The organism is uncultured Sphaerotilus sp. (genome assembly GCF_963924895.1).
Classification (GTDB): domain Bacteria; phylum Pseudomonadota; class Gammaproteobacteria; order Burkholderiales; family Burkholderiaceae_C; genus Sphaerotilus.
Genome location: NZ_CAWURG010000026.1, coordinates 91,592 through 117,193 on the forward strand (window position 1 = coordinate 91,592; position 25,602 = coordinate 117,193).

The window sequence follows — 25,602 nt, forward strand, 5'->3', positions numbered from 1 at the left end:
ACCGTACAGCGACTCAGGCAATGCCGCTCGGTGGTGCGGCCAGCACGTGCCGGTAGCGCTTCATCGGTCCGGTGTCGGCGTAGCCCATCCAGCGGGCCACTTCCTCTTCTGCATGGCCATTGAGCAACTGGCGAACGGCAAAGGTGTGCCGCAGGCGGAACGGGGATCCGCCATCGATGCCCGCCTCCTCCATCACGGCCACCGCGGCCCGGTGACACGCCGGGTGCGACCAGGCCTTGCCGGTGATCGTCGATGGAAACACCCACGGTGACTGCAACATGGCCGCCCCTTGCCGGGCACGCACATCCAGCCAGAAGCGCAGCTCCCGCGCAGCCCACTGGGCAATGGGCACCTGATGCGCCGCAGAACTGCCATCGGCGGCCACCGAGAGCCGCCATGGCACGCCGGGTTCGTTGCCACCGTCGATCGACACGTCGTCCAGCGACAGCACGCGCACCTGGCCAGGCGCCAGACCGGCCCCCAGCATCAATGCCACTGCGCTGCGGTCGCGGATCACCTTCCATGGGGAGCCCAGACCGTCCGTGACCTTGGACACGGACGTGCAGTGGGCGATCAGAGCCGCCGCCTGGGACTCGGTGAGCACGTCCGGCACGGGCGTCAGCGCCGATGCGTTGGCGTAACGGTAAGGCGCTTCCTGCATCAGTTGCAGCGGGGCTTCGAGAGGCTCCTGCCCCAGTTCTTCACGGCCGTGGTTGAGCACGCGGTCGATCAACTGGAGCAGGCGCCACGCGTAACGCGGTGTCAGCTCTGCGTGGACACGTCCGGTCCGGCTCTGCCGTTGCGGCCGGATGGCGGCGAACGCCAGAAACCGGACGAGATCGTCCCGACTCAGTTCCCTCCGTGGATCTAGGAGAACGCTGCGCGTGCCGGAGTCCTCGTCGAAGGGCGCGCAGTAGGCGATGAACGCCTGCCACATGTCGGCATAGATCTGGGCCGACTCCTCGCGCAAGGCGCCCTGCTGGCGCGGGCCACGGGCCGGTGACGATGCCAGCCAGGTCGTGAACTGGAGATTCAGCGCCTCGGCCAGCGCATCTCCATCCGATGGGGCAAACAGGGAGAGGGTCTCGTTCAGCATGAAAAGATACTAACGAAAATACACCTGATTCGCAAACCCATGGGAACTGCGCAGCCCGGTATCGCAGGGTATCCGGTTTCCCTGATGCTTAGCCGTTAGTATTTAAATTGGCTTGAAGGCATAGGTCTGGAGGCCGTTGACGTCGGGGATCTGCAGGCCCCGGCTGCCCAGGCAGACCAGCCCCCGTTCATGCAGCCGCTGGAGTGCCTGATTGGCCCGCTGGCGCGAGACACCGGCCAGCAAGGCGATTTCCGCCTGGGTCAGGTCGAGGCGCGGCCCGGGGTCGAACGCCAGATCCGGGTTGTACAGACTGGCCAGACAGGCGGCCACACGGGCGTCCGGCGCAAGCAGCCGGTCATTGCGCAGCATGCCGATGAACAGGCCGAGCCGCGCGTTCATCAGGTGCTGCAGGCAGTGGTTGAACGGCAGGCTGCCCTGCCGCAGCGCCTCGAAGGTCGCGCGGGGCAGCTCCGCGATGTGGCTGTCGCGCAGGGCGATGACGTCGTAGCGGAAGGGCTCATGCCGCAGCAGGGAGCCCTCCCCGAACCACGCCCCGCGGGACGCCCCGGTGAGCGTGGTGATGCGGCCATCGGCGGCGGTGACCGACATCTTGGCCAGGCCGTCGATCAGGCCGAGCCAGTGCGCCGCGGCATCGCCGACGCTGACGATGCCCTCCCCTGCACGGACGTGGCGCTCGGTCGTGGTGGCCATGACCAGGGCACGTTCGGCAGGGCTGAGGGCGCGGCCCCAGGTGGAGTGGTCGACGATGAAGGACAGGTCAGAGGACAGCATCCCGCCATCCTAGGCCCCGTCCGCGTCAAGCCACCAGCGTCGAGATCAAGGCGGCCCGCTGACTGCGCTGTCCCGCGGCGAGCACGAAGCCGCGCAAGGCACCGTCGGCATCCCGGAAGTCCCAGCGCAGCTCCCCGGCAGACTGCCAGGTGCCCGCCAGTCCCATCCGCGGTGGCACCACCAGCACGGGCCAGGCCGGCGTCTTGATCGCCACCGGCATCACCGGGAACGCCAGTGTCGCGGACTGCCCGGCGAGATTCGCTGCCAGCACCTTGGCCGCCGACATGATCGGCATCACGAAGGGCAGGATGCGCCCGCCCGGGTACTGCGCGTTGTCGCCCAGCGCCCAGACGCCTGGCAGCGTGGTGCCGAGCCGCTCGTCCACGACGATGCCCCGTTCGCAGACCGCGCCAGCAGCCTGCGCCAGTCGGGTGTCGGCCCGCAGGCCCACTGCGCTCAGCACGAGGTCGGCTTCGAGCGTCTGCCCGTCCGCCAAGGTGGCCAGCAGGCTGCCGCTGTCGGACTGATCCAGCGACGCCACCGAGGTGCCGAAGTGCCAGACCACGCCGGCGGCGGCCAGTGCGGTCTGCAGGCCCAAGCCGGCTTCCGCTGGCAGCAGGCTGGCGAGCGGACGCGGCGCCGGGTCCACCACGCGGACCTGGTGGCCGCCGATCACGAGGTCGTTCGCAAACTCGCAGCCGATCAGACCCGCCCCGATCACCAGCACACGCTTGGGCGCGTCGCCCAGCGCAGCGTGGAAGGCGGTGTAGTCCTCGAGGTGGTTGACGCGGTACACCCGCTGCGCCGCGTTGCCGGCCATCGGCAGGACGATGGGCTGCGCGCCGTTGGCCAGCACCAGATCGCGGTAGGCCAGCGTCTGCCCGTCGGACAGCGACACGGTGTGCGCGGCCGCGTCGATGCCCGTCACCGTCGTTTCAGCCAGCAGCGTGACGCTGGATGCGGCGGCCATCGGTTCCGCGGCAGTGCTGACGATCTGCGCCGGCGTGCGTGCAAGGGCCAGCGCATTGGACAGCGTCGGCTTGGCGTAGAAGTGGCCGGGGCTGGCGGTGACCATCACGATGGGCACCGCCGCATCCAGCTTGCGCAGTTCGCGGGCGACCGTCCAGCCGGCCAGCCCGGAGCCGACGATGACGACCGGCGCCGTCATCAGATCTGCACCATCTCGAAGTCGGCCTTGCCGACGCCGCAGTCCGGGCAGCACCAGTCGGCCGGCACGTGGGCCCAGAGGGTACCCGGCGCGATGCCGTCTTCAGGGCGGCCTGCGGCCTCGTCGTAGACAAATCCGCAGACGACGCAGACGTAGGTGGTGTGGAGGGTTGCCATGGTGTGAGGGTTCCGGTGAAAAGGGTTGGATTCTGGAGGGGGCAGATGAACGAACTCAGACCGCGGCGCGGACCTTGTCGAGCTGGGCCTGGTAGTGCGCGGCGTGGCGCTCCTCGACCCGGGCCAGTGCAGCGAAACGCTTCTGCGCCTTGGCGAGCGTGTCCTGCAGCGCACGCTGGAACTGCTCGGCGTGTTCGCGGCTCTCGTTGATCTGCCCGTCGATTTCAGCGACAGCGGCGGCCTGGCCTTCCGCCTCGGCGGTGGCCCGGAAGCCGGGGTACATCTCGGTGTATTCGTAGGTCTCGCCGGCAATGGCGATTTCCAGCGCGCGGGCCGGCGTCATGTCGGCCTTCGGGTAGAGCAGGTCCAGGTGGCCGAAGGCATGCATGAGTTCCTGGTCGGCGGTGGCCTCGAAGGTGCGCGCGGTGTCCTCGTCGCCCATGGCGCGGGCCAGCTTGGCGAAGTAGCGGTACTTGACGTGCGCCATCGACTCGCCGGCGAAGGCGGATTCGAGGTTGGCCATGGTCTTGATCTCGGGGCGCTGGGTGCTCATGTGGTGCTCCTGGTGGTCGATGGGTGAATCGTAGACCTCGCAGGCGTGATAGACCAATTGTGTTTGGCGAATCGATTGATAGGTTCTATCTTATGGGGTGCGCCGACTGCGGCGAAAATCGGCCCATGCCCCGTTTGCCCTTGCTGCCCTTGCCGGAACTGTCCTGATGAACACCACCCCCCCGCCCGCCGACCTGAACCTGTGCGTGGAGCAAGCCCTGTCCGAGGACATCGGCCCCGGCGATGTCACTTCCGTGCTGCTGCCACGCGGGCAGATCGTGACCGCCCGCGTGACAACGCGCGAGGCCGCGGTGCTCTGTGGCCAGCCGTGGTTCGCGACCGCGTTCCAGATGATCGACCCGACCATCTCGGTGAGCTGGGCCATGCCGGAAGGCAGTCGCGTGCAGCCCGATGACCTGCTCTGCACAGTGACCGGCTGCGCCCGCGCGATCTTCACAGGCGAGCGCACCGCGCTGAATTTCCTGCAGACCCTCAGCGGCACGGCCACCTCGGTGCGCCGCTATGTGGACGCGGTGGCCGGCACCGGTGCACGCATCGTCGACACCCGCCAGACACTGCCGGGGATGCGCAGTGCGCAGAAATACGCCGTGCTGGTCGGCGGCGGCCTGAACCACCGGCTCGGGCTGTACGACGGCTTCCTGATCGAGGACGTGCACAGCGCCGCCGCGGGCGGCCTGCGCGAGGCCATCCACTACGCGCGGGCGATGGGTCTCAACGTGCCGATCATGGCCGAGATCCGCACCCGCGAAGAGACGCGCGTCGCGCTCGACGAGGACATCGATCTGGTGCTGGTGGAGAGCCTGCCGCTGGAGCTGGTGAAGACGGTGGCGCGCATGGTGCACGAGCACCGCGACTGCGGCGGCCGCACGCTGGTGGAGTATTCCGGCGGCGCCTCGCTGGAAAACGTGCGCTCGCTGGCGGAGACGGGTGTGGACCGCGTCGCAGTGGGCTCGATCACCAAGCACCTGCGCGCGGTGGACATCACGATGAAGATCGTGAAGTGAGTGGGCAGGTCGGCGTGAGCGTCACGAAGTACCAGCCGGTGCCGTCTTCCAGCGAATACGAGCCGAGGTTGCCGGGCCGCAGATCGATGGTCAGCGCCTGTCCCAGCAGGTAGCCGCACTGGCGCGTGTCGATGTAGAACGGCACGGCGCCCACCGTCCCGACACACTGGTCGGTCACGGTGAGCGACAGATCGCCGGGATTCAGCGCCAGCGGGTTGCTGCCATCACAACAGCCTCCCGACTGGTACAGCAGCATCCCGGGATGCTGCCGATGCAGCGTGGCCAGGTGGGCCAGCGCAGCATCGGTGGCCGACACGCGGGTGGACACGGCGAACGTCGTGTCCCCGGGCATCAGAAGAAGCCCAGCGCGTTCGGCGAGTAGCTGACGAGCAGGTTCTTCGTCTGCTGGTAGTGGTCCAGCATGGCCTTGTGGGTTTCGCGGCCGATGCCGGATTCCTTGTAGCCACCGAATGCCGCGTGTGCCGGGTAGGCGTGGTAGCAGTTGGTCCACACACGGCCAGCCTGGATGGCGCGGCCCATGCGGTAGGCGCGGCTGCCGTCACGGCTCCACACGCCAGCGCCCAGACCGTAGACCGTGTCGTTGGCGATGGCCAGGGCTTCGGCTTCGTCCTTGAAGGTGGTCACGGCCAGCACCGGGCCGAAGATCTCTTCGCGGAAGACGCGCATGTTGTTATTGCCCTTGAACAGCGTCGGCTGGATGTAGTAGCCGCCGGCCAGTTCACCACCGAGTTCGGCACGTTCGCCACCGATCAGCACCTGCGCGCCTTCGGCCTTGCCGACGTCCAGATAGGACAGGATCTTGTCCATCTGCATGGCGGAGGCTTGCGCGCCCATCATGGTGTCGGTGTCGAGCGGGCTGCCCTGCTTGATCGCCTTGACGCGCTCCAGCACGCGGGCGATGAAAGGCTCGTAGATCGATTCCTGGATCAGCGCGCGCGACGGGCAGGTGCAGACCTCGCCCTGGTTGAACGCGAACAGCACCATGCCTTCGATCGCCTTGTCGAAGAAGGCATCGTCGGCATCCATGATGTCTTCGAAGAAGATGTTGGGCGACTTGCCACCCAGCTCCAGCGTGGCCGGGATCAGGTTGGTGGCGGCGGCCTGGGCGATGACTCGGCCCGTGGCGGTCGAGCCGGTGAAGGCGATCTTGTTGATGCGCTTGCTGGTGGCCAGCGGCATGCCGGCTTCACGGCCATAGCCATTGACGATGTTCAGCACGCCCGGGGGCAGCAGATCGGCGATCAGCTCGGCCAGCACCAGGATGCTGATCGGGGTCGATTCCGCCGGCTTCAGGACCACGCAGTTGCCAGCGCCGAGGGCCGGAGCCAGCTTCCAGGCCGCCATCAGGATCGGGAAGTTCCAGGGAATGATCTGGCCGACGACGCCGAGCGGCTCGTGGAAGTGGTAGGCGATGGTCTCGCCGTCGATCTCGCTCAGGGCGCCTTCCTGGGCGCGCACGCAGCCAGCGAAGTAGCGGAAATGGTCGACCGTCAGCGGGATGTCGGCATTCAGCGTCTCGCGGATCGGCTTGCCGTTGTCCACGGTTTCCGCATAGGCCAGCAGCTCCAGGTTCTGCTCCAGGCGGTCGGCGATCTTCAGCAGCAGGTTGGCGCGCACGCTCGGGGGCGTGGCGGCCCAGCCGGCCTTGGCGGCGTGGGCGGCGTCCAGCGCCAGCTCGACGTCGGCTTCGGTGGAACGGGCGGCCTGCGTGTAGACCTGGCCGCTGATCGGGGTGATCACGTCGAAGTACTGGCCGTTCACCGGCGCGACCCACTGGCCGCCGATGAAGTTGTTGTAGCGGGCCTTGTACTGGACCTTGGCTTCGGGGGTGTTGGGTTGGGCGTAGATCATGGAATGTCTCCTGCGGTGTGACCGTGTAGCGAAAAGGGTTGCGAACACTCTCTTCTACGCGAGCCGCGTGCCAGCCTGAAACCCGCTGGACACCCCAGGATCGGTTGCCGAGAAATGGCCCGTTTCCTGCTTGAACCCTGTTCAATCCACTGGACCGGGTGAACAACTGGAACGGCAGGCACCGGAGGAAATCAGGGTATCCCGCAGGCACCTTGCATTTCATCAAGCCAGCGCCGCAGATTGGTCGAATCGGTGACGGTCCAGACCGCGACGATTGGCAGACGAGAACATAAGGGTAACTACTGAATGAGCAAGGTCAACAAGCCGACCACCCCGTCTGCACTCACCCCGGCCCGCCTGCGGGAAGCGCGCCGGGAGATGGTCGAGGCGGGCGAGGCACCGCGGGATCTGGCCGTGTCCGATCCCGCACTGCTGCGCTCCTGGCAACGCAGCCAGGCGGCGGGTCTCTCGCCGTCCGGGCGCACCGGCACGCCCCACGCCTCGGCCGTGCAACTCGCCCAGGCCCGCGCGCAGCAGCACGAACTGGTCGCCCACGCCCGTCCCGCGATGGAGTTCATCCACGAGCAGATCCGGGAGACCGACAGCATCGTGCTGCTCTCTGATGCGCAGGGCCTGCTGCTCGACACGCTGGGCGACACCAGCTTCGCCAACCGGGCGGAGCGCGTGGCCTTGCGCCCAGGCGCCAACTGGCACGAGCAGTGGCGTGGCACCAATGCGATCGGCACCGCGCTGGCCGAACAGCGGCCGGTGGTGGTCCACGGCAGCGAGCACTACCTGGAACGCAACGGCTTCCTGACCTGTGCGGCGGCGCCGATCATCGATCCGGCCGGCGCGCTGCTCGGTGCGATCGACATCTCCAGCGACCACCGCCAGTTCCACCGACACACACTGGGCCTCGTCCGGTCGGCGGCCCGGATGATCGAGCACCGACTGTTCGAGACCCGCCACCGCGACAGCCTGCGCCTGCGCATCCACAAGTACCGCGAGGGCATCGCCGGGCTGACCGAAGGTCTGCTGGCCCTTTCCGAAGACGGCTGGCTGATCGGGGCGAACATGGCCGGCCTGCAGCTGCTCGGGCTGGCACGGCAGGACATCGCGGGGCTGCGCATCGATGCCGTGTTCGACACCTCCGTGGAGGCCTTGCACGGCCACAGCCACGCCAGCCAGGGCTGGCCGTTCGAGCTGCGTCTGCCCGATGGATCGCCCCTGTGGGTGCAGGTGGAAGCGGGCCGGGGCGGCATCGATGTCACGCCGGAACCAGCGGCGCCGGTCATCCCCGCCCCACTGCCCGACGAGACCGAGCGCACGGTCGCCGAGTGCAATGGCAATTTGTCAGAAGCGGCCAGGCGCCTGGGCATCAGCCGCACGACGCTCTACCGCCGCTTGCAGCGATAGCGCCTCAGCCGCGCAGGAAATGCCCGAGCTTGTCGCGCTTGGTGCCCAGGTAGGCGGCGTTTTCGGGATTGGCGTCGATCTCGTGCGGCTCGCGCTGCACGATGGTGATGCCCTGTGCTTCCAAGGCCAGCACCTTCAGCGGGTTGTTGCTCATCAGGCAGACCGAGCGCACCCCCATGTCCGTGAGGATCTGCGCCGCGGCCTCGAAGCGGCGGCTGTCCGCCGGATGGCCCAGCGCCAGATTGGCCTCCACCGTGTCCATGCCCTGGTCTTGCAGGTTGTAGGCGCGCAGCTTCTGCTCGATGCCGATGCCGCGTCCCTCGTGGCCGCGCATATAGATCACCATGCCGCGCCCAGCCTGGGCGATGCGCTGCAAGGCGAGCTGCAGTTGCGGGCCGCAGTCGCAGCGCAGCGAGCCGAAGATGTCGCCGGTCAGGCACTCGGAGTGCACGCGCACCAGCACCTCGTCGCCAGCCACGTCGCCGCAGTGCAGCGCCAGGTGCTCGATGCCGGTGCTGCGGTCGAAATACGCGGTGATCGTGAACTCGCCGTGGGGGGTGGGCAGGCGGGCGCTGGTGCCCTTGTCGATGTCAGTCATCTTCGGATTGTCGCCTGAGGCCCAGAACCGTGCAGTCCGGCACGCCGCCACGCCCCGCACACCGCAGTGTCAGACCTTCAAGGCCCCGCGGCGCACCTGGTCCCGCTCCAGCGACTCGAACAGTGCCTTGAAGTTGCCCTCGCCAAAGCCGTCGTCGCCGCTGCGCTGGATGAACTCGAAGAACACCGGGCCGAGCAGCGTGCGCGAGAAAATCTGCAGCAGCAGCCGCGGTCGCTCCCCCGCAGTCGATCCGTCGAGCAGGATGCCGCGGGTCTGCAACGCCGACACCGGCTGGCCGTGGCCGGGCAGGCGCTCGCCGAGCATCTCGTAATACACCTCGTTGGGTGCACTCATCAGTGGCACGCCGGCCAGCGCCAGCCGGTCCACCGTGTCGATCAGGTTGTCGGTGAGCAGCGCGACGTGCTGGATGCCCTCGCCGTTGAACTGCATCAGGAATTCCTCGATCTGCCCGGCGCCGCGCGAGGATTCCTCGTTCAGCGGGATGCGGATCTTGCCGTCTGGCGCGGTCATCGCCTTGGAGGCCAGGCCGGTGTATTCGCCCTGGATGTCGAAGTAGCGGATCTCGCGGAAGTTGAACAGCCGCTCGTAGAAGCCCGCCCAGAACGCCATGCGGCCACGGTAGACGTTGTGCGTCAGGTGGTCGATGAGCTTCAGCCCGTGGCCTTCCGGGCGGCGCGGCACGCCATCGAGGAACTCGAAGTCGATGTCATAGATCGACTTGCCGTCCTCGAAGCGGTCGATCAGGTAGAGCGGCGCGCCGCCGATGCCCTTGATCGCCGGCAGGCGCAGCTCCATCGGGCCAGTCGGGATCTCGATTGGCTGCGCGCCGAGTTCCAGCGCGCGGGCATAGGCCTTGTGGGAATCCTTCACCCGGAACGCCAGCCCGCAGGCGGACGGGCCGTGTTCCGCCGCGAAATAGCCGGCGGCGCTGCGCGGCTCGCGGTTGACGATGAAGTTGATCTCGCCCTGGCGGTACAGCACCACGTCCTTGGAGCGGTGGCGCGCGACGAGCGAGAAGCCCATCAGCTCGAACAGCGGCTCCAGCACGCCCGGCGTGGGCGAAGCGAACTCGACGAACTCGAAGCCCATCAGGCCCATCGGGTTGTCGAACAGGTCGGCGGGCGCTACCGGCGCGGCAGACATCAGCGCTCCCCGGCGGCCCGCGCGACCGTTCTTTTCGCGATCTCGATCTTGGCGATGGCGTTGCGGTGCACCTCGTCCGGGCCGTCCACCAGCCGCACCGTGCGCTGGTGGGCGTACATCTCGGCCAGCCAAGTGTCCTGGCTCACGCCGGCAGCACCATAGGCCTGGATCGCCCAGTCCACCACCTTGCACGACACGTTCGGCGCGACGACCTTGATCATCGCGATCTCCTGCTTGGCGCCCTTGTTGCCGACGGTGTCCATCTTGTAGGCGGCGTTCATCGTCAGCATGCGCGCCTGGTCGATCATGCAGCGCGACTCGGCGATGCGCTCGTGCCAGATCGACTGTGCCGACAGCGGCTTGCCGAAGGCGGTGCGGGTGGACAGGCGGTCGACCATCATCTCCAGCGCCCGCTCCGCAGCGCCGATGGAGCGCATGCAGTGGTGGATGCGGCCCGGGCCGAGGCGGCCTTGCGCGATCTCGAAGCCGCGGCCTTCGCCGAGCAGGATGTTCTCGACCGGCACGCGCACGTTCTCCAGCAGCACCTCCATGTGCCCGTGCGGCGCGTCGTCGTAGCCGAACACATGCAGCGGACGCAACACCGTCACGCCCGGGGTGTCACGCGGCACCAGCACCATCGACTGCTGCTCGTGGCGCGCGGCCTCGAAATCGGTCTTGCCCATCACGATGAAGATGGCGCAGTTCGGGTGGCCGGCGCCCGACGAATACCATTTGCGGCCGTTGATGACGTATTCGTCGCCGTCACGGCGGATCGAGCACTCGATGTTCGTCGCGTCCGAAGACGCCACCGCGGGTTCGGTCATCAGGAAGGCCGAGCGGATCTTGCCGTCGAGCAGCGGCTCCAGCCAGCGCTCCTTGTGGGCGGCGGTGCCGTAGCGCTCGATGGTCTCCATGTTGCCGGTGTCCGGCGCGGAGCAGTTGAACACCTCGCCGGACCAGACCACGCGCCCCATGAGTTCGCACAGCGGCGCGTAGTCAAGGTTGGAGACACCGCCCTCGCCCTTGTAGGGGTGCGGCAGGAACAGGTTCCACAGCCCGGCGGCGCGGGCGATCGGCTTGAGTTCCTCGATCAGCGGCACGACCTGCCACGGATTTCCCGCCTGACGCAGCGCATGCATCTCGGCTTCGTAGCGCGCTTCGTTCGGGGTGATGTACTGGTCGAAAAACGCCTGGACGCGGTCGACGAGGTCTTGGCTCTTGGGGGAGAGTTCCCGGTTCATGCTCTGGCTCCTGCGGGTGGGCGGTGGGATGCTGGTGATTGAAGCACCACCACCGCGCCGCCAAGGTCGCCTACGTGACCAGGTCCAGTTCCGGGTAGCAGCGGAAGATGCCTTGCTCGTTGAACGGGATGCGCCGCGGGCTCGCCAGATACGCCGCCACGCGCGGCACCTCGGCCACGCGGTCGTGCAGGTCCACGATCAAGGGTGTCTTGGCCAGTGCGCTCGCCGCCGCCTTCGGAAAGGCGTAACGCAGCCCCTCGATCAACTGGAACAGCGACAGGTCCGCATAGCTCATCTTGCCGCCCACCAGAAAGCGCGTGCCCGCCGGATTGCGGGCAACGATCTGCTCGAACCACTGCAGGTACTTGGGCAGGCGGGCGCTGCAGAACTCCTGCGCATGCCGCAGCGCCTCGGGTTTCTGGTCCTCGTAGTAGAGACCGATGCCGATGGGGTGGTGGGTGTCGTGCGCCTCGTTGACCATGTCGGCGATGGTGAGCTGGATCTGCTGGGTCCAGGTGCGCGACTGCTCGCTGCGCCCGACCAGCTTCCACTCCAGCGCCAGGTAGTGCAGGATCACCGCGGTCTGCCCGATCACGACCGTACCGTCCTTGAGGAACGGCGGCGCGAACGGTGGCTGGACCGCCTTGCGATCGTTCAGCTGGCGCATCAGCGCGGGCACGCCCTGCCCCGCAGCCTCGTCACCGCGCGCGATGTCGATGTAAGGCGCACCCGCCGCCTCCAGCGCCAGTCGCACAAATTCGCCACGACCCTGAATGGTCGGCCAGTAATGAAGTTCATATGCCATGGGCGGACTGTATCGAACGAAACGGTCCGCGCCGCTCTTGCATTGCGGCAGCCACGCCCCAGATTCGAAAAGTCGTCCGGCACCACGGGAACTTCGGACCAGCATCCCGGTCAGACGGCTTCGAATTTCACCTTTTCACCTCAACCCCCTTTGAAGGAGCTTCCCGCATGGGCCTGTTCGACATGTTCAAGACCGACACCGGCGACAAGATGACGCCGCATCTGGCGTTCACCACCTCGCTGATCTACATGATGAGCGCTGATGGCGAGATGGACACCGAGGAAGTTGGTCATCTGCTGTCCGTGCTGGGTGGCCAGGATGACGGCAAGGGCACGATCGGCGTCGGCGCGCAGAACCAGGCGCTGCTGGATGCGGCGATGAAGTACCGCCGCAAGAACTCGGTCGACACCTTCCTGGCTGAAGCCGCGCCGCTGCTGAGCGACGCACAGAAGATGTGCATCATGGTCAACCTGATCGACTCGTCGCTGGCGGATGGCCAGCCGGAGCGCGAAGAGCAGGAAATGTTCGCCAAGTTCCTGAAGGCGTTCAACATCACCGAAGCGCGCTTCCAGCCGTTCTTCGAAGTGATCATGACCAAGGCGGACCGCACGGTGTTCACCAACCAGAACCACCCGAAGAACCAGCCGGGGCATCAGGTCAAGCTGTCGCTGAACTGATTCGATCTGATCTGAACTGATCAATCCGGACTGACCCGAGCGCCCCCGCTGCCCTGCTGCAGCGGGGGCGCTGTCACTTGCAGAGCCCGACATGACCGAACGCCCCCCGCTGCACCAGCGCTGCTTCACCAGCGAGGCCGTCGAAGCCGAGATTGACCGCGTGCGCGCCCGCATCGCGGACGAGGAACTCGGCCAGCTCTTCGCCAACGCGCTGCCGAACACGCTCGACACGACGGTTGATTTCACCGACGGCGTGCACCCCGACACCTTCGTCATCACCGGCGACATCCCCGCGATGTGGCTGCGCGACTCGACCGCGCAGGTGTGGCCCTACCTCGCGCTGGCGCCGACCGAGCCGCGGCTGCAGCGAATGCTGGCCGGGGTGGTGAACCGGCAGGTGGACTGCGTGCTGATCGACCCGTATGCGAACGCCTTCAACAAGGGCCAGGAAGGCAGCCAATGGGCGGACGACCGCACGGCGATGCGCCCCGAGCTGCACGAGCGCAAGTGGGAGCTGGACTCGCTGTGCAGCGTGATCCGGCTGGGCCACGGCTACTGGCAGGCGTGTGGCGACACGTCACCGTTCGACGAGCACTGGGCGCGGGCGATGGCGCTGGTGGTGCAGACGATGCGCGAGCAGCAGCGCCGCGACGGTCCCGGCCCCTACCGCTTCCAGCGCATGGCGCTCAGCCCGACCGACACGCTGCCCTTCGACGGCGAGGGCTGGCCGGCGCGGCCGAACGGGCTGATCCGCTCCGGGTTCCGGCCGTCGGACGACGCCTGCCAGTACCCCTACCTGATCCCCGCCAACTTCATGGCCGTGACCGCGCTGCGCCAGCTCGATGCGCTGGCCACGGCGCTCGGGCGGGTGGCGCTGGCAGAGTCGGCGCGGGGGTTGGCGGATGAGGTCGCGGCGGCGCTGCCGACCGACGGGGTGCTGCCCTATGAAACCGACGGCTACGGCAATGCGCTCTACATGGACGATGCGAACGTGCCGAGCCTGCTGTCGCTGCCCTACCTGGGCTGCCTGTCCGTGGACGACCCGCGCTACCGCGCCACCCGCGCCTTCGTGCTGAGCGAGGACAACCCGTTTTTCTTCCGCGGTCGGGCGGGCTGCGGGATTGGCGGGCCGCATTGCGGGCTGGGCATGATCTGGCCGATCGCGCTGACGATGCAGGCGATGACCAGCATGGACGACGCCGAGATCCTGCGCTGCCTGGCGATGCTCAAGGCGAGCCATGCCGGAACCGGGTTCATGCACGAGTCGTTTCACCAGGACGATGTGCGGCGGTTCACTCGGCCCTGGTTCGCGTGGGCGAATTCGTTGTTTGGGGAGTTGGTGCTGAGGTTGGAGGCGCAGCGGCCATATCTGTTGTGACAGACACGGTCAACACTGAGCCGAAATACCCGCCTCACAAGTAACACTAGACGGCGGTACGCTTGCGCGGCGCCTTGCCTGCGCGGCCAGTCAAACCCTGCGTTTCTTTCGCAAAAGCCAACATGCTGGCCAATGCCTTGTTGACCGCCTCGGATGTCGGAAACGCCTTCAGGATCTCAGGCTGCAGGACAACGACGTTGCTGCCCTGTGTGAAGTTCTTGAGATACTTTCCACGAACACCTTTGCCGAGTTGCTCGCGCTTCAGCTCAGGGATCTCTTGATCAGCCATTTTCGTAGGTGCAAAAATATTGTAGGATAGAAGCTTTCAAGCACAGCCCGGTTCAGCTTAGGAGGTTGTCGGATTGAATCATGTTCGACCTCCCTGCCTTTGCACAAGGCTTAACACTTGGTCTTGGTCTGTTCATTTGCCCAGGACCCAAGGATTTACTCATCTTGCGGCAAGCGCTTCAGCGTAGGCCACTAAGTGAACTATTGGCTGTTGGTGTTGGAAGTGATGCCTTACTGATATTTTTAGGAATATCTGGCGTTTCTGTTTTTCTAGATGAAAAGCCCTTGCTGCAGCGAGGTGCTATGTGGCTTGGTGTCGTTCTGATGCTTTGGCATGGATTTGCTGCTACGTTGCGGACCGTTGCCCCACAGAAAGATGTATCCGCAGGATTAGAAAATAGCGCCGGCAAAAACCAACGATTACTTATTATTACCTCACTATTCAATCCTGTGGCGTGGATGGATACGGTATTGGTTATTGGAACAGTTGGGGCACTTTTGCCAAACCATAAGCAATTTATTTTTGCGGCGGGTGCTATTTCTGCTTCTGCAATTTGGTTCCTCACACTAACCCTTGGCGCACGTTACGTTGCCAGATGGGTGAATCAGCCTGGTGTTTGGCGTTATTTGGACGCATTCGTCGCCGTCGTCATGATCGCTCTAGCCCTTTACATAGGCAGCGGCCTGTTGTGACGGCTAACGTGCGCCTTAACCCGCTTGCCGAAGGCAAGTCCGGTTGAAGGCTGGGTCAGGCCGCATTACGCCTAGTTGTTGCGAGTAGACCGGCAGCAGCAAGAAAAACTACACCGGTAATGCGGTTGAAGAGCGTTGCACGCCGAGGCTTCTGTAACCAAGTTCTTGCACGCGCAGCAGTGATTGCATACACGGAAAGCCAGAAGAGTTCGAAGAAAATGAACGTGGTACCCAGGACTATGAACTGAATCAGTTGCGGTGCGGATGGATCTATAAACTGTGGAAACAGTGCGCCAAAGAAGAGTAACGCTTTGGGGTTGCTGGCGCCAACAAATAGACCGCGAGTAAAGAGCGATCTGGTGCTCAACTCCGAAGCGTTGGATTTTGGAACGGAGAGATTGGACGCTTTGGCCAACAAAGAAGTAATTCCCAAGTATGCAAGATATCCCGCGCCAAGCCACTTTAATGCTGAGAATAGCGTTTCGGATGCAGCGAGAACTGTGCCGAGACCCAACATCGAAAGTAGCATGATGCAAGCAATTGCTATCGTGCTACCGACTGAGGCTACCAGCGCACGGCGCGGCCCATACTGAACCGATGTTGAGATGCACATTAGGACACTTGGCCCTGGTGTGATTGTTAAAACCAAGACTGCTGCAACAAAAAGTAGCCAAGTTGAGAGGGCCATGTATTTCTTCGTTTAGTGAAAATGGATGTTGAACTATGCGGCCTAACTTAATTTAGACCTCGCGGCCCTGCTGTCTAACGTGGCTCGTGACGCCTAACTCGGAGCGAAGGGCGCCCGCAAGTCGTTGTCGGCATTGATTTTCTCCAGCGTGACGCATAACTTCTCCCTAAATGGCCCGTCAAACCCTGCACCGCGATGAGCACAGCACCTCATGCGCCAGCATAACCGCCGACCCGGCCCACGTCCATCACCCCCGCCACCCCAACCGCCCCGACACCCCCCTTCCCCGCTCCCGCAACACCCGCACCACCTCCGCCTCCCCCCGCACCTCCAGCGTCGCACTCGGCCCGATCGCCGTCAGCGCCAGCACCATCTGCCCGAAGCCGTCGAACACCGGCGCCGCCACCGCGCTGACCCCCCGCACCGAGCCATCGACCGCCCCGCTCCAGCCCTGCGCGCGCACCCGTTCCAGCTGCGGCGCCAGATCAGCCAGCGTGCGCCCCGCCCCTTCGGCTTTCAGGATCGCCTCGACCTCCGCCGCCGGCCGATGCGCCGCGAACAGCAGCCCGGACGCCGTGCCATCGACCGACACCACCGTGCCGTGCCGCATGTTGACGTGGACCGCCTGTGGCCCTTCCTCCAGCCGCACGATGGTCGGCCCGCGGTTGCCCCACACGGCGATCGCCACCGTGTGCCCCACCTCGCGCGCCAGCGCCGGCAACTCCGCGGACGCGAGCCGCACCGGATCGACCTGCTGCAGCGCGATCAGCCCCAACTGCAGCGCCAGCGGCCCGAGCCCGTAGCGACCGGTGTCCGCCTCCTGCTCGACCAGTCCGACCGCGCCGAAGCTGACGAGGTAGGGGTGCGCCTTCGCGGGCGTCATGTCGGCCTCGCGCGCGAGGTCTTTCAGCGCCAGCGGGCGGCCGGCGTGGGCGAGTGCGTGCAGCAACTGGCCGCCGACCTCGATGCTCTGGATGCCGCGCGAGCCGCGGGACGGGGATTCTTCAGACAGTTCAGACGTGGCCATGGCTGGGATCAAGCAAGCAAGGGATTACGGGTTTTCACTAATGCGAATGCATTAGACATTAACAAACACACTGACTAAGATCAACCCATCGTTCGGATTAGACGAACACGTTCGACAGAAACAAACCTCGGAAGCCTCCCCCATGACGCAGACCAAGACCTTCGCCTCCGCCGCCGACCTGGAAGAAAAGAAGGTCAGCTTCGACAAGCTGTCCGACCACGCCTATGCGTACACCGCCGAGGGCGACCCGAACACCGGCATCATCATCGGCGACGACGCCGTGATGGTCATCGACACGCAGGCCACGCCGGTGATGGCGCAGGACGTGATCCGCCGCATCCGCGAGGTGACCGACAAGCCGATCAAGTACGTGCTGCTGAGCCACTACCACGCGGTGCGCGTGCTGGGCGCCACGGCCTACGAGCCCGAGCAGATCATCGCCAGCCAGGACACCTACGACCTGATCGTCGAGCGCGGCGAGTTCGACAAGGCCAGCGAGATCGGCCGCTTCCCCCGGCTGTTCCAGAACGTCGAGTCGGTGCCGGCGGGCCTGACATGGCCGACGATCACCTTCACCGGAAAGATGACGATCTGGCTAGGCTCGGTGGAAGTGCAGATCCTGCAGCTGGGCCGCGGCCACACCAAGGGTGACACGGTGGCGTGGCTGCCGAAGGAAAAGATCCTGTTCTCGGGCGACCTGGTCGAGTTCGACGCCACGCCGTATGCGGGCGACGCCTATTTCCAGGACTGGCCGCAGACGCTGGACAACATCGCCGCGCTGAACCCCGAGAAGCTGGTGCCCGGCCGCGGCGCCGCGCTGCAGACGCCGGAGCAAGTGCAGGCGGGTCTGGCCGGCACGCGGGCGTTCGTGAGCGAGCTGTACGCGAGCGTGAAGGCCGGTGCCGCCGAGGGCCGTGACCTGCGCAAGGTGTACGAGGAGACCTTGGCCGCGCTGAAGCCGAAGTTCGGCCACTGGGTGATCTTCAACCACTGCATGCCCTTCGACGTGACCCGCGCCTATGACGAGGCGACCGGCCACCGCGACCCGCGCATCTGGACCGCCGAGCGGGATGTCGCCATGTGGCAGGCCCTCGAAGGCTGATCGATTCTGCTGTTCCACTGCGCAGGAGTACCCCCCATGAGCATCACCCACGGCGTGCACCACGCCGCCTACCGCTGCAAGGACGCCAAGCAGACCGTCGAGTGGTACCGCGACCACCTCGGCATGGACTTCGTGCTGGCGATCGCCGAGAACGAGGTGCCGTCCACCAAGGCGCCGGATCCGTACATGCACGTCTTCCTCGACGCGGGCAACGGCAATGTGCTGGCCTTCTTCGAGCTGCCGAACTCGCCCGCCATGGGCCGCGACGAGAACACCCCCGGCTGGGTGCAGCACATCGCGTTCAAGGTCGCATCAATGGACGTGCTGGAGACGACGAAGGCGAAGCTGGTCGCGGCCGGGATCGACGTGCTCGGCCCGGTCAACCACACCATCTTCAAGTCGATCTACTTCTTTGACCCGAACGGCCACCGGCTCGAACTGGCGGCGGACATCGGCACGCCGGAGATGATGCGCAAGCTCGACGCATGCAAGTGGGACATGCTCGAAGAGTGGTCGCAGACGAAGCGGGCGCCGCGCCACGCTGCGTGGATGCACGAAGGCTGACCGCCGTGCTGAGTACCTACACCTATCCCCGCTACGCCTTCCGCCGTCCGGCTGCGCTGGACACGCCGGACACCGTGGCGCGTCACCCGGTGGTCGTCATCGGCGCCGGCCCGGTCGGGCTGAGCGCGGCGATCGACCTGGCGCAGCAGGGCCTGCCGGTCGTGCTGCTGGACGATGACAACACCGTCAGCGTCGGCTCGCGCGGCCTGTGCTACGCCAAGCGCACGCTGGAGATCCTCGACCGGCTCGGCTGCGGGCAGGCGGTCGTGGACAAGGGCGTGACCTGGAACGTCGGGCGCACCTTCCACCGCGATGCCGAGGTCTTCAGCTTCAACCTGCTGCCCGAGCCGGACCACCGCCGCCCCGGCATGGTCAACCTGCAGCAGTACTACCTGGAGGAGTACCTCGTCCGCCGCGCGATGGCGTTGCCGAACCTCGATCTGCGCTGGCTGAGCAAGGTCGCGCGGGTGACCCCGCAGGACGATGGCGCGCTGATCGACGTCGAAACCGCCGAGGGCGCCTACCGCCTGCACGCCGACTGGCTGGTCGTCGCCGACGGGGCGCGCAGCCCGATCCGCCGCCAGCTCGGCCTCGACATCGAGGGCAAGATCTTCCAGGACCGCTTCCTGATCGCCGACGTGGTGATGAAGGCGGACTTTCCCGCCGAGCGCTGGTTCTGGTTCGACCCGCCGTTCCACCCCAACCAGAGCGTGCTGCTGCACCGCGAAGCGGACAACGTCTGGCGCATCGATTTCCAGCTCGGCTGGGACGCTGACCCCGAGCACGAGAAACAGCCCGAGCAGGTCATCCCGCGGATCCGCGCCATGCTGGGGCCGGACCGGGAGTTCTCGCTGGAGTGGGTCAGCGTCTACACCTTCCAGTGCCGGCGCATGGCGGATTTCCGGCACGGGCGGCTGCTGTTCGTCGGCGATGCGGCGCACCAGGTCTCGCCCTTCGGCGCACGCGGCGCGAACTCGGGCATCCAGGACGCGGACAACCTCGCGTGGAAGCTGAAGCTGGTGATCGACGGCCGGGCACCCGCCGCGCTACTGGACACCTACAACACCGAGCGCGGCGAAGCGGCCGATGAAAACCTGCTCAACTCGACGCGCTCGACCGACTTCATGACGCCCAAGAGCCAGGCCTCGCGCGACTTCCGCGACGCGGTGCTGACGCTGGCGAACGACCATGCCTTCGCGCGGGCGCTGGTCAACTCGGGCCGGCTGTCGGTACCGACGCATCACCGCGAATCGCCCCTGTCCACGCCGGACGCCGCGGGTGACACCTTCGGCGTCCGGATGACGCCGGGAGCGCCGATGGACGATGCGCCGGTGACGGGCGGCTGGTTGCTGGAGCACACGGGCAAGGGCTTCGTGCTGCTGCTATTCGGCGAGACCGACCCCTCGGCGTTTGCAGGACTCGCGAGCGACCCAATCCCGGTGCGCGTGCTGCGCCTGCCCGCCGACGGTGTCGCGGCGCAGCGCTACGACGCCCAGCCCGGCACCGCGTACTTGGTCCGCCCGGACCAGATCGTCGCCGCCCGTTGGCGCCAGCCCGAACCCGACGCCGTGCGGGCTGCGGTGCGGCGCGCCACCTGCAACGCCTGAGGCCTGCGCCATGCTCAAGACACAACCGAATTTCGGCGCCAATGCCCCCGCCCCACTGCGCGCCTACACGCCCGGCGACGACTTCTACGACCTGCTGATCGACACCCACCGCGGACTCGACGACGACACAAGCCGGCTTGTCAACGCACGGCTGATCCTGCTGCTGGCCAACCACATCGGGGACATGGCTGTGCTGCGCGAAGCTTTGGCGGCGGCGATCCTCCCACCCTCACCCCCAGCCGACGACCATGCTGATGCCTGAACTTGACGCGACACACGACGCTGCATTGACGAGCTGGGTTTCCAGCGCCAACGACGGTGCGACCGATTTTCCGATCCAGAACCTGCCCTACGCCCGCGCCCGCCGCGCCGGGACGGACGAGCCGTGGCGGATCATGGTGGCGATCGGCGACCAGGCGCTGGACCTCGCGGCGGCCGTCAACGCCGCCGAACACACCGACGCGCAGGCCGCCGCGCTCGCGCCGCTGGTGCGCGGTGATCTGAATGCGTTCATGGCCCGCGGGCCGGCGGACTGGCAACTGGTGCGGGCCTCGCTGTCGCGGGCGCTGGCAGACGGCAGCCCAGCCGAGGCAGTGCTGGCGCCGTGCCTGATCGCGCAATCGGCGCTGGAGTTCTCGCTGCCCTGCGCGATTGGCGACTACACCGATTTCTACACCGGCATCCACCATGCGACGACGGTCGGCAAGCTGTTCCGCCCGGACAACCCGCTGCTGCCGAACTACCAGTGGGTGCCGATCGGCTACCACGGCCGCGCCTCGTCGATCGGCGTGAGCGGCCAGACCGTGCGGCGTCCGCTCGGCCAGACGATGCCGCCGGGGAGCACCACGCCGCAGTTCGGCCCCTGCAAGCGGCTGGACTACGAGCTGGAACTCGGCCTGATCGTCGGCACCGCCAACGCACTGGGCGAGCCGGTGCCGATGGCCGAGGCCGAGTCGCACCTGTTCGGCGTCGTGCTGCTCAACGACTGGTCGGCGCGGGATTTGCAGGCTTGGGAATACCAGCCGCTCGGGCCGTTCCTGGCGAAGAACTTCGCGACCACGGTGTCGCCGTGGATCGTGACGATGGCGGCGCTGGCACCGTTCAGGGCGCCGTTCACGCGGCCCGCGGGCGATCCGCAGCCACTGCCCTACCTCGATAGCGCGGCCAACCGCGCCACCGGGGCGATCGACATCGCGCTGGAAGTACTGCTCGAAACGGCAGCGATGGCCAGCACAGGCGAGCCGCCGGTCACGCTCAGCACCAGCCGCTGGCCGGAAGCCGCTTACTGGACCGCCGCGCAACTCGTCACGCACCACACGGTGGGCGGCTGCAACCTGCAGGCGGGTGACCTGCTGGGCACCGGCACGCTCTCCGGCCCCACGCCGGACCAAGCGGGCTCGCTGCTGGAGCTGTCGATGGGCGGCAAGGCGCCGATCACGCTGCCGAACGGCGAGCAGCGCACGTTCCTCGCCGATGGAGACCGGGTGGTGCTGCGCGGACGCTGCTCGGCGGCAGGCGCCGTGGGCATCGGCTTCGGCGAGTGCAGCGGCCGGATCGCCGGCTGATCAGCGCCCGTAGCGCGGGTCGCCTCGTCCATCGTTCCAGCGATTGTAGCCACCGCGGTCGCCGCGGTCGCCGCGGTCCCAGCGCTCATCGTCGCGCCAGTGGCGGTGGTGGTGGTGCCGCGGCCACGGGCGTTGCGGCTCGGCGTAGACCACCCGGGGAGCGGGCTGCACATACACCGGTTCCGGTGCGTAGACGCGCTGGGGCGGTGCAGGGTAGTACACCACCGGCGGCGGCGGCAACTGGATGCCGACCGACCACTGCACACCGCCGGCCTGCGCACCGCCGGCACACAGCGCACCCGCTGCCAGCAGCATGGGAACCAGCACGCGGCGCGGGAGGGAAGTCAAGAACGGGACCATGGGCGTTTCCTTCTGGAGAACTGGTGTGCTCCAACAACGCGCCGGCCCCCGGCCCGGCGGACAGGTGGGCCCCGTCCGCAGGTCGGGTGTTCAGCTGCGCTTCAGGTGTGGCGCCTGGCAAATCGGCCGCAAGCGCTGGGGGCGTCGGGTCGGCCGGGTCAGAACTCCTCGGTGTCGATTTCGGTCTGCGTGGCCGCGTTGTAGCGGGCGCCACGCACGGTGTCCTGGTTGACCAGCGTGTCCAGCCGCTGCAGTTGCGCCGGGGTCAGCGTGACCTGCGTCGCCGCCAGATTCTCTTCGAGATGCGCCACCGAGGTCGTGCCCGGAATCGGCAGGGACGGAAAACCCGCCCAGAAAGCGATTGCGCATCACGGACATCCAATCTGTCTTGGTCTTGGTCTTGGTCTTGGTCTGGCTCCCTCCCCCAGCGGGGGGAAGGGGAGAAAAACGGGGTCGTTCGGGTAATCAACCCGCGTCGAGCTGCTGCTCCAGATCGTGCAGCACCTGGTAGCAGGCCAGCACACCCTCGACGCTCGCATTCGGCTGCCGCCCTTCGCGGATCGCGGCGAAAAACTCGCGGTCCTGCAGCTCGATGCCGTTCATCGACACCGCCACGTTCGACACGTCGATCTTCTCTTCCTTGCCGCTGAACAGGTCGTCGTAGCGGGCGATGTAGGTCGCGCTGTCGCCGATGTAGCGGAAGAAGGTGCCGAGCGGGCCATTGTTGTTGAAGGACAGGCTCAGCGTGCAGATCGCGCCATTGGCGGCCTTGAGCTGGATGCTCATGTCCATCGCGATGCCCAGCGCCGCATGGATCGGCCCCTGCACGGCGTTGGCCTTCACGATCGGCGAACCGCACTGGTAGGCGAACAGATCGACCGTGTGCGCGGCGTGGTGCCACAGCAGGTGGTCGGTCCACGAGCGCGCCTGGCCGAGCGCGTTCATGTTGGTGCGGCGGAAGAAATACGTCTGCACATCCATCTGCTGGATGTTGAATTCACCGGCGGTGATCTTGTTGTGGACGTACTGGTGGCTCGGATTGAAGCGACGGGTGTGGCCGCACATCGCCACCAGCCCGGACTCCTTGGCCACGCGGACGACTTCTTCCCCTTCAGCCAGCACGTCGCACAGCGGAATCTCCACCTGCACATGCTTGCCCGCCTTCAGACACGCCAGCGTCTGCGAGGCGTGCATCTGCGTCGGGGTGCAGAGGATGACGGCATCCACCTCGGGCAGCGCCAGCGCGTCGGCCAGGTCGGTAGTGACGTGGCCGATGCCGTACTGCGCGGCGACTTCTCTGGTCTTCTCCAGGTCACGGCTGATCAGCGAGACGACTTCGACGCCGTCGATGTGCTTGATGCCGTCGAGGTGCTTGATGCCAAAGGCGCCGGCGCCGGCCAGGGCGACCCGGATCGGGCCTTGGTGCGGTGTGCTCATGTCGAAAGATCCTTGAACGTTGTTCAAACGTTGTTCTCGAGAATGACGTGGCCCACCGCCGTGTTCGACGCGGGCACATGGTAGAAGCGGTGGCGCAGGGTCGGCGCGGGGCCACCGTTCACGTCGGCCATCGCGCCGCGGGCGATCAGCCACATGACCAGCTCGATGCCTTCCGAGCCGGCTTCGCGGACATAGTCGATGTGCGGGGTGGCCACGGCAGCCTCGGGGTCGGCGATCAGCCGGTCGAGCCAGGCGTTGTCCCACTCCCGGTTGATGAGTCCGGCCCGCGCGCCCTGCAGCTGGTGGCTCATGCCGCCGGTGCCCCAGATCTGCACGTTCAGCGGCCGGTCAAAGCTCTCCACGGCCTTGCGGATCGCCTTGCCGAGGTTGAAGCAGCGGCGGCCGGACGGCACCGGGTACTGCACCACGTTCACGGCGAAGGGGATCACTGGGCAGGGCCACGCCTCAGGCTGGCCGCACATCAGCGACAGCGGCACGGTCAGGCCATGGTCCACGTCCATCCGGTTGACGATGGTCAGGTCGAAATCGTCCTGGATCACCGACTGCGCGATGTGCGCGGCCAGCTCCGGGTGGCCGATGACCTTGGGCACCGGGCGCGGGCCCCAGCCTTCGTCGGCCGGCGTGAACTCGGCGGCGCAGCCGATGGCAAACGTCGGGATCATCTCCAGGCTGAAGGCAGTGGCATGGTCGTTGTAGACGAGGAAGACCACGTCGGGCGTGTTCTCCTGCATCCACTGCTTGGACGGCTCATAGCCCTTGAACAGCGGCTGCCAGTACGGCTCCTGGGTCTTGCCGAGGTCGATGGCGGCGCCGATGGCCGGGACGTGCGAGGTGAAGACGGAAGCGGTGATGCGGGCCATCTCAGGCACCTGCTTTCTGGTGGGCTGCGCCTTGCGGCTGGTGGGCGGGCTGGGCGTCGCCGTCCTCGCCGAGATAGCGGTTGCCTTCGACCGAGCGTCCGCCGCCGAGCATCATCGCCATGTACTCCTCCTGCGTCATGCCCGTCATGCTGGCGGCCATGTACTGGAAGCTCTTGCCATCGGTCGCGCCGATCTTGGCCAGGAAGTAGATGTTGCCGCCGGCGGCGATGCAGCGGTTCAGGTCACGCGTGAGCACGCCCTGCTTCTGCTCCTCGGTCATCGGCCATTCGTCGAGGTAGGCGCGCTCGTTCGCCTTGAAGCGCTCGCGGTTGGCGGCCTTCATCAGCGACATGCAGAACTGGTTGAGGTGGTAGCCCTTGCGGGACTGCTCGGCGTCGAAGATGGTCGTGCCGGGCACGTCCAGGTAAGGCTTGTCGAGTGCCATGGTCAGGCTCCTTGGGTGGCGTTGACCTCGTCGGGCCAGTACAGCCGCATCGGGTTGTCGACCAGCAGCTTGCGCTGCAGCTCGGCGGTCGGCGCGATGTGCGGGATGACATCGACCAGCAGGCCGTCGTCGGGCATGTGGTCCTTCAGGTTCGGGTGCGGCCAGTCGGTGCCCCAGAGCACACGGTCCGGGAACTCCTCGACCACGCGGCGGGCGAAGGGGACCACGTCGGTGTAGGCGTTACGCTCACCATCCAGCGCCTTCGGACCCGTGACGCTCAAGCGCTCGGGGCAGCTGACCTTGCTCCAGACGTTCGGGTGCTGGCGCATGAACTTCAGGAACAGTTCGAACTCCGGCCCGTCGATCGGCTTGGACACGTCCGGGCGGCCCATGTGGTCCACGACGACCGTCGTCGGCAGCGCGGTGAAGAACTCCCACAGCTCGGGCAGGTCGACCGCCTCGAAGTAGATGACGGCGTGCCAGCCGAGCTTGCCGATGCGGGCAGCGATCTCCATCAGCTCGTCCTTGGGCGTGAAGTCCACCAGCCTTTTCACGAAGTTGAAGCGCACGCCGCGCACACCAGCCGCGTGCATCGCCTGCAGTTCCTCGTCGGTGACACTGCGCCGCACGGTGGCCACACCGCGCGCCTTGCCGCCCGAGGACACGCAGGCATCGACCATCGCGCGGTTGTCGGCGCCGTGGCAGGTGGCCTGCACGACGACGTTGCGGGCGAATCCGAGGTGGTCGCGCAGCGCGTACAGCGCGTGCTTGCTGGCGTCGCAGGGCGTGTACTTGCGCTCCGGCGCGTAGGGGAACTCGGCGCCGGGGCCGAAGACGTGGCAATGCGCATCGACAGCGCCAGCGGGGAGCTGGAAGGTCGGCTTGCTCGGGCCGGTGTACCAGTCCATCCAGCCTGCGGTCTTGGTGAAGTCACCCGTGGTGGGTTTGGTGGGTTTGGTGGGCTTGGTGGGCGTGCTCATGGGAT

30 protein-coding genes are annotated in these 25,602 nt (G+C 66.5%); 10 read left to right on the top strand and 20 right to left on the bottom strand.

Going from position 1 to position 25,602, the window contains the following annotated elements:
- Window positions 1-13: 13 nt before the first annotated feature.
- The 5 genes from AABN02_RS11115 to AABN02_RS11135 form a co-directional block, all read right to left on the bottom strand.
- Window positions 14-1,096, bottom strand: a complete 1,083-nt coding sequence (locus tag AABN02_RS11115) for a tyrosine-type recombinase/integrase (RefSeq protein WP_338414999.1) — start codon at window positions 1,094-1,096, stop codon at window positions 14-16.
- A gap of 102 nt (window positions 1,097-1,198) precedes the next feature.
- Entirely contained in the window at window positions 1,199-1,888 is a 690-nt protein-coding gene (locus AABN02_RS11120; RefSeq protein WP_338415000.1) for a Crp/Fnr family transcriptional regulator, read from the bottom strand.
- A 25-nt stretch (window positions 1,889-1,913) separates the two neighbouring features.
- A complete protein-coding gene (locus tag AABN02_RS11125; protein ID WP_338415001.1) occupies window positions 1,914-3,056 on the bottom strand; it encodes an FAD-dependent oxidoreductase in 1,143 nt (380 codons plus the stop codon).
- A complete protein-coding gene (locus AABN02_RS11130) occupies window positions 3,056-3,232 on the bottom strand; it encodes a rubredoxin (protein ID WP_338415002.1) in 177 nt (58 codons plus the stop codon). Before AABN02_RS11130 ends, AABN02_RS11125 begins: the two co-directional genes overlap by 1 nt.
- Before the next feature lie 55 nt (window positions 3,233-3,287).
- The gene (locus tag AABN02_RS11135) at window positions 3,288-3,785 is read right to left on the bottom strand and encodes a rubrerythrin family protein (RefSeq protein WP_338415003.1); all 498 of its coding nucleotides are present in this window, start codon (window positions 3,783-3,785) and stop codon (window positions 3,288-3,290) included.
- Window positions 3,786-3,951: 166 nt separating this feature from the next.
- Here AABN02_RS11135 and nadC point away from each other — a divergent pair, with 166 nt between their 5' ends.
- Window positions 3,952-4,809, top strand: coding sequence for a carboxylating nicotinate-nucleotide diphosphorylase (gene nadC / locus AABN02_RS11140; protein ID WP_338415004.1), 858 nt, complete (start codon window positions 3,952-3,954; stop codon window positions 4,807-4,809).
- Here nadC and AABN02_RS11145 read toward each other — a convergent pair.
- Together AABN02_RS11145 and AABN02_RS11150 are read right to left on the bottom strand one after the other, a co-directional pair.
- Window positions 4,787-5,161, bottom strand: a complete 375-nt coding sequence (locus AABN02_RS11145) for a DUF779 domain-containing protein (RefSeq protein WP_338415005.1) — start codon at window positions 5,159-5,161, stop codon at window positions 4,787-4,789. The genes nadC and AABN02_RS11145 overlap by 23 nt on opposite strands.
- A complete protein-coding gene (locus AABN02_RS11150) occupies window positions 5,161-6,681 on the bottom strand; it encodes an aldehyde dehydrogenase family protein (RefSeq protein WP_338415006.1) in 1,521 nt (506 codons plus the stop codon). The genes AABN02_RS11145 and AABN02_RS11150 overlap by 1 nt, the downstream gene beginning before the upstream one ends.
- 306 nt (window positions 6,682-6,987) lie before the next feature.
- Here AABN02_RS11150 and AABN02_RS11155 point away from each other — a divergent pair, with 306 nt between their 5' ends.
- On the top strand, window positions 6,988-8,097 hold the full coding sequence (locus AABN02_RS11155) for a GAF domain-containing protein (RefSeq protein ID WP_338415007.1): 1,110 nt from the start codon (window positions 6,988-6,990) through the stop codon (window positions 8,095-8,097).
- Window positions 8,098-8,101: 4 nt separating this feature from the next.
- On the opposite strand, the gene ribA is transcribed toward AABN02_RS11155, so the two are convergent.
- From ribA to AABN02_RS11175, 4 genes are all read right to left on the bottom strand, one after another.
- Complete coding sequence (ribA, locus tag AABN02_RS11160; protein ID WP_338415008.1) at window positions 8,102-8,695, bottom strand: GTP cyclohydrolase II; 594 nt, start codon at window positions 8,693-8,695, stop codon at window positions 8,102-8,104.
- A 69-nt stretch (window positions 8,696-8,764) separates the two neighbouring features.
- Window positions 8,765-9,859, bottom strand: coding sequence for a 4-hydroxyphenylpyruvate dioxygenase (hppD, locus tag AABN02_RS11165; RefSeq protein WP_338415009.1), 1,095 nt, complete (start codon window positions 9,857-9,859; stop codon window positions 8,765-8,767).
- Window positions 9,859-11,100, bottom strand: coding sequence for an acyl-CoA dehydrogenase family protein (locus tag AABN02_RS11170; RefSeq protein ID WP_338415010.1), 1,242 nt, complete (start codon window positions 11,098-11,100; stop codon window positions 9,859-9,861). The genes hppD and AABN02_RS11170 overlap by 1 nt, the downstream gene beginning before the upstream one ends.
- A gap of 70 nt (window positions 11,101-11,170) precedes the next feature.
- The gene (locus AABN02_RS11175) at window positions 11,171-11,905 is read right to left on the bottom strand and encodes a glutathione S-transferase (protein ID WP_338415011.1); all 735 of its coding nucleotides are present in this window, start codon (window positions 11,903-11,905) and stop codon (window positions 11,171-11,173) included.
- A gap of 167 nt (window positions 11,906-12,072) precedes the next feature.
- Here AABN02_RS11175 and AABN02_RS11180 point away from each other — a divergent pair, with 167 nt between their 5' ends.
- Together AABN02_RS11180 and AABN02_RS11185 are read left to right on the top strand one after the other, a co-directional pair.
- Window positions 12,073-12,582, top strand: coding sequence for a TerB family tellurite resistance protein (locus AABN02_RS11180; RefSeq protein WP_338415012.1), 510 nt, complete (start codon window positions 12,073-12,075; stop codon window positions 12,580-12,582).
- Between the two features lie 91 nt (window positions 12,583-12,673).
- Window positions 12,674-13,960, top strand: a complete 1,287-nt coding sequence (locus AABN02_RS11185) for a glycoside hydrolase family 125 protein (RefSeq protein WP_338415013.1) — start codon at window positions 12,674-12,676, stop codon at window positions 13,958-13,960.
- Window positions 13,961-14,006: 46 nt separating this feature from the next.
- Here the strand turns inward: AABN02_RS11185 and AABN02_RS11190 are convergent, their stop codons facing one another.
- Window positions 14,007-14,249, bottom strand: a complete 243-nt coding sequence (locus AABN02_RS11190) for a hypothetical protein (protein WP_338415014.1) — start codon at window positions 14,247-14,249, stop codon at window positions 14,007-14,009.
- Between the two features lie 80 nt (window positions 14,250-14,329).
- On the opposite strand from AABN02_RS11190, the gene AABN02_RS11195 reads away from it, so the two are divergent.
- On the top strand, window positions 14,330-14,941 hold the full coding sequence (locus AABN02_RS11195; protein WP_338415015.1) for a LysE family transporter: 612 nt from the start codon (window positions 14,330-14,332) through the stop codon (window positions 14,939-14,941).
- A gap of 55 nt (window positions 14,942-14,996) precedes the next feature.
- Here AABN02_RS11195 and AABN02_RS11200 read toward each other — a convergent pair whose 3' ends face one another.
- Together AABN02_RS11200 and AABN02_RS11205 are read right to left on the bottom strand one after the other, a co-directional pair.
- A complete protein-coding gene (locus AABN02_RS11200; protein ID WP_338415016.1) occupies window positions 14,997-15,629 on the bottom strand; it encodes a LysE family transporter in 633 nt (210 codons plus the stop codon).
- Window positions 15,630-15,876: 247 nt separating this feature from the next.
- Window positions 15,877-16,656, bottom strand: a complete 780-nt coding sequence (locus tag AABN02_RS11205) for an IclR family transcriptional regulator (RefSeq protein ID WP_338415017.1) — start codon at window positions 16,654-16,656, stop codon at window positions 15,877-15,879.
- A 142-nt stretch (window positions 16,657-16,798) separates the two neighbouring features.
- Between AABN02_RS11205 and AABN02_RS11210 the strand changes: the two genes are divergently transcribed.
- From AABN02_RS11210 to fahA, 5 genes are read left to right on the top strand one after another with little or no spacing between them, the layout of a single operon-like run.
- Window positions 16,799-17,758: an MBL fold metallo-hydrolase gene (locus tag AABN02_RS11210; RefSeq protein ID WP_338415018.1), complete on the top strand. Its 960-nt coding sequence runs from the start codon at window positions 16,799-16,801 to the stop codon at window positions 17,756-17,758.
- A 36-nt stretch (window positions 17,759-17,794) separates the two neighbouring features.
- Window positions 17,795-18,322, top strand: coding sequence for a VOC family protein (locus AABN02_RS11215; protein WP_338415019.1), 528 nt, complete (start codon window positions 17,795-17,797; stop codon window positions 18,320-18,322).
- Between the two features lie 5 nt (window positions 18,323-18,327).
- Window positions 18,328-19,929, top strand: a complete 1,602-nt coding sequence (locus AABN02_RS11220; protein WP_338415020.1) for an FAD-dependent oxidoreductase — start codon at window positions 18,328-18,330, stop codon at window positions 19,927-19,929.
- Window positions 19,930-19,939: 10 nt separating this feature from the next.
- Window positions 19,940-20,191 carry a DUF2783 domain-containing protein gene (locus AABN02_RS11225; RefSeq protein ID WP_338415021.1) on the top strand — a complete coding sequence of 84 codons (252 nt, stop codon included), beginning with the start codon at window positions 19,940-19,942 and terminating at the stop codon, window positions 20,189-20,191.
- Window positions 20,184-21,494, top strand: coding sequence for a fumarylacetoacetase (fahA, locus tag AABN02_RS11230; protein ID WP_338415022.1), 1,311 nt, complete (start codon window positions 20,184-20,186; stop codon window positions 21,492-21,494). Before AABN02_RS11225 ends, fahA begins: the two co-directional genes overlap by 8 nt.
- On the opposite strand, the gene AABN02_RS11235 is transcribed toward fahA, so the two are convergent.
- The 6 genes from AABN02_RS11235 to AABN02_RS11260 form a co-directional block, all read right to left on the bottom strand.
- Window positions 21,495-21,854, bottom strand: coding sequence for a hypothetical protein (locus AABN02_RS11235; protein ID WP_338415023.1), 360 nt, complete (start codon window positions 21,852-21,854; stop codon window positions 21,495-21,497).
- A 158-nt stretch (window positions 21,855-22,012) separates the two neighbouring features.
- Window positions 22,013-22,165, bottom strand: coding sequence for a hypothetical protein (locus AABN02_RS11240; RefSeq protein ID WP_338415024.1), 153 nt, complete (start codon window positions 22,163-22,165; stop codon window positions 22,013-22,015).
- A 154-nt stretch (window positions 22,166-22,319) separates the two neighbouring features.
- Entirely contained in the window at window positions 22,320-23,291 is a 972-nt protein-coding gene (locus AABN02_RS11245; protein WP_338415025.1) for a Gfo/Idh/MocA family oxidoreductase, read from the bottom strand.
- Window positions 23,292-23,314: 23 nt separating this feature from the next.
- Entirely contained in the window at window positions 23,315-24,172 is an 858-nt protein-coding gene (locus tag AABN02_RS11250; protein WP_338415026.1) for a class III extradiol dioxygenase subunit beta, read from the bottom strand.
- A 1-nt stretch (window position 24,173) separates the two neighbouring features.
- On the bottom strand, window positions 24,174-24,617 hold the full coding sequence (gene ligA, locus AABN02_RS11255) for a protocatechuate 4,5-dioxygenase subunit alpha (RefSeq protein WP_338415027.1): 444 nt from the start codon (window positions 24,615-24,617) through the stop codon (window positions 24,174-24,176).
- Window positions 24,618-24,619: 2 nt separating this feature from the next.
- Window positions 24,620-25,597, bottom strand: a complete 978-nt coding sequence (locus AABN02_RS11260) for an amidohydrolase family protein (protein ID WP_338415028.1) — start codon at window positions 25,595-25,597, stop codon at window positions 24,620-24,622.
- Between the last annotated feature and the right edge of the window lie 5 nt (window positions 25,598-25,602).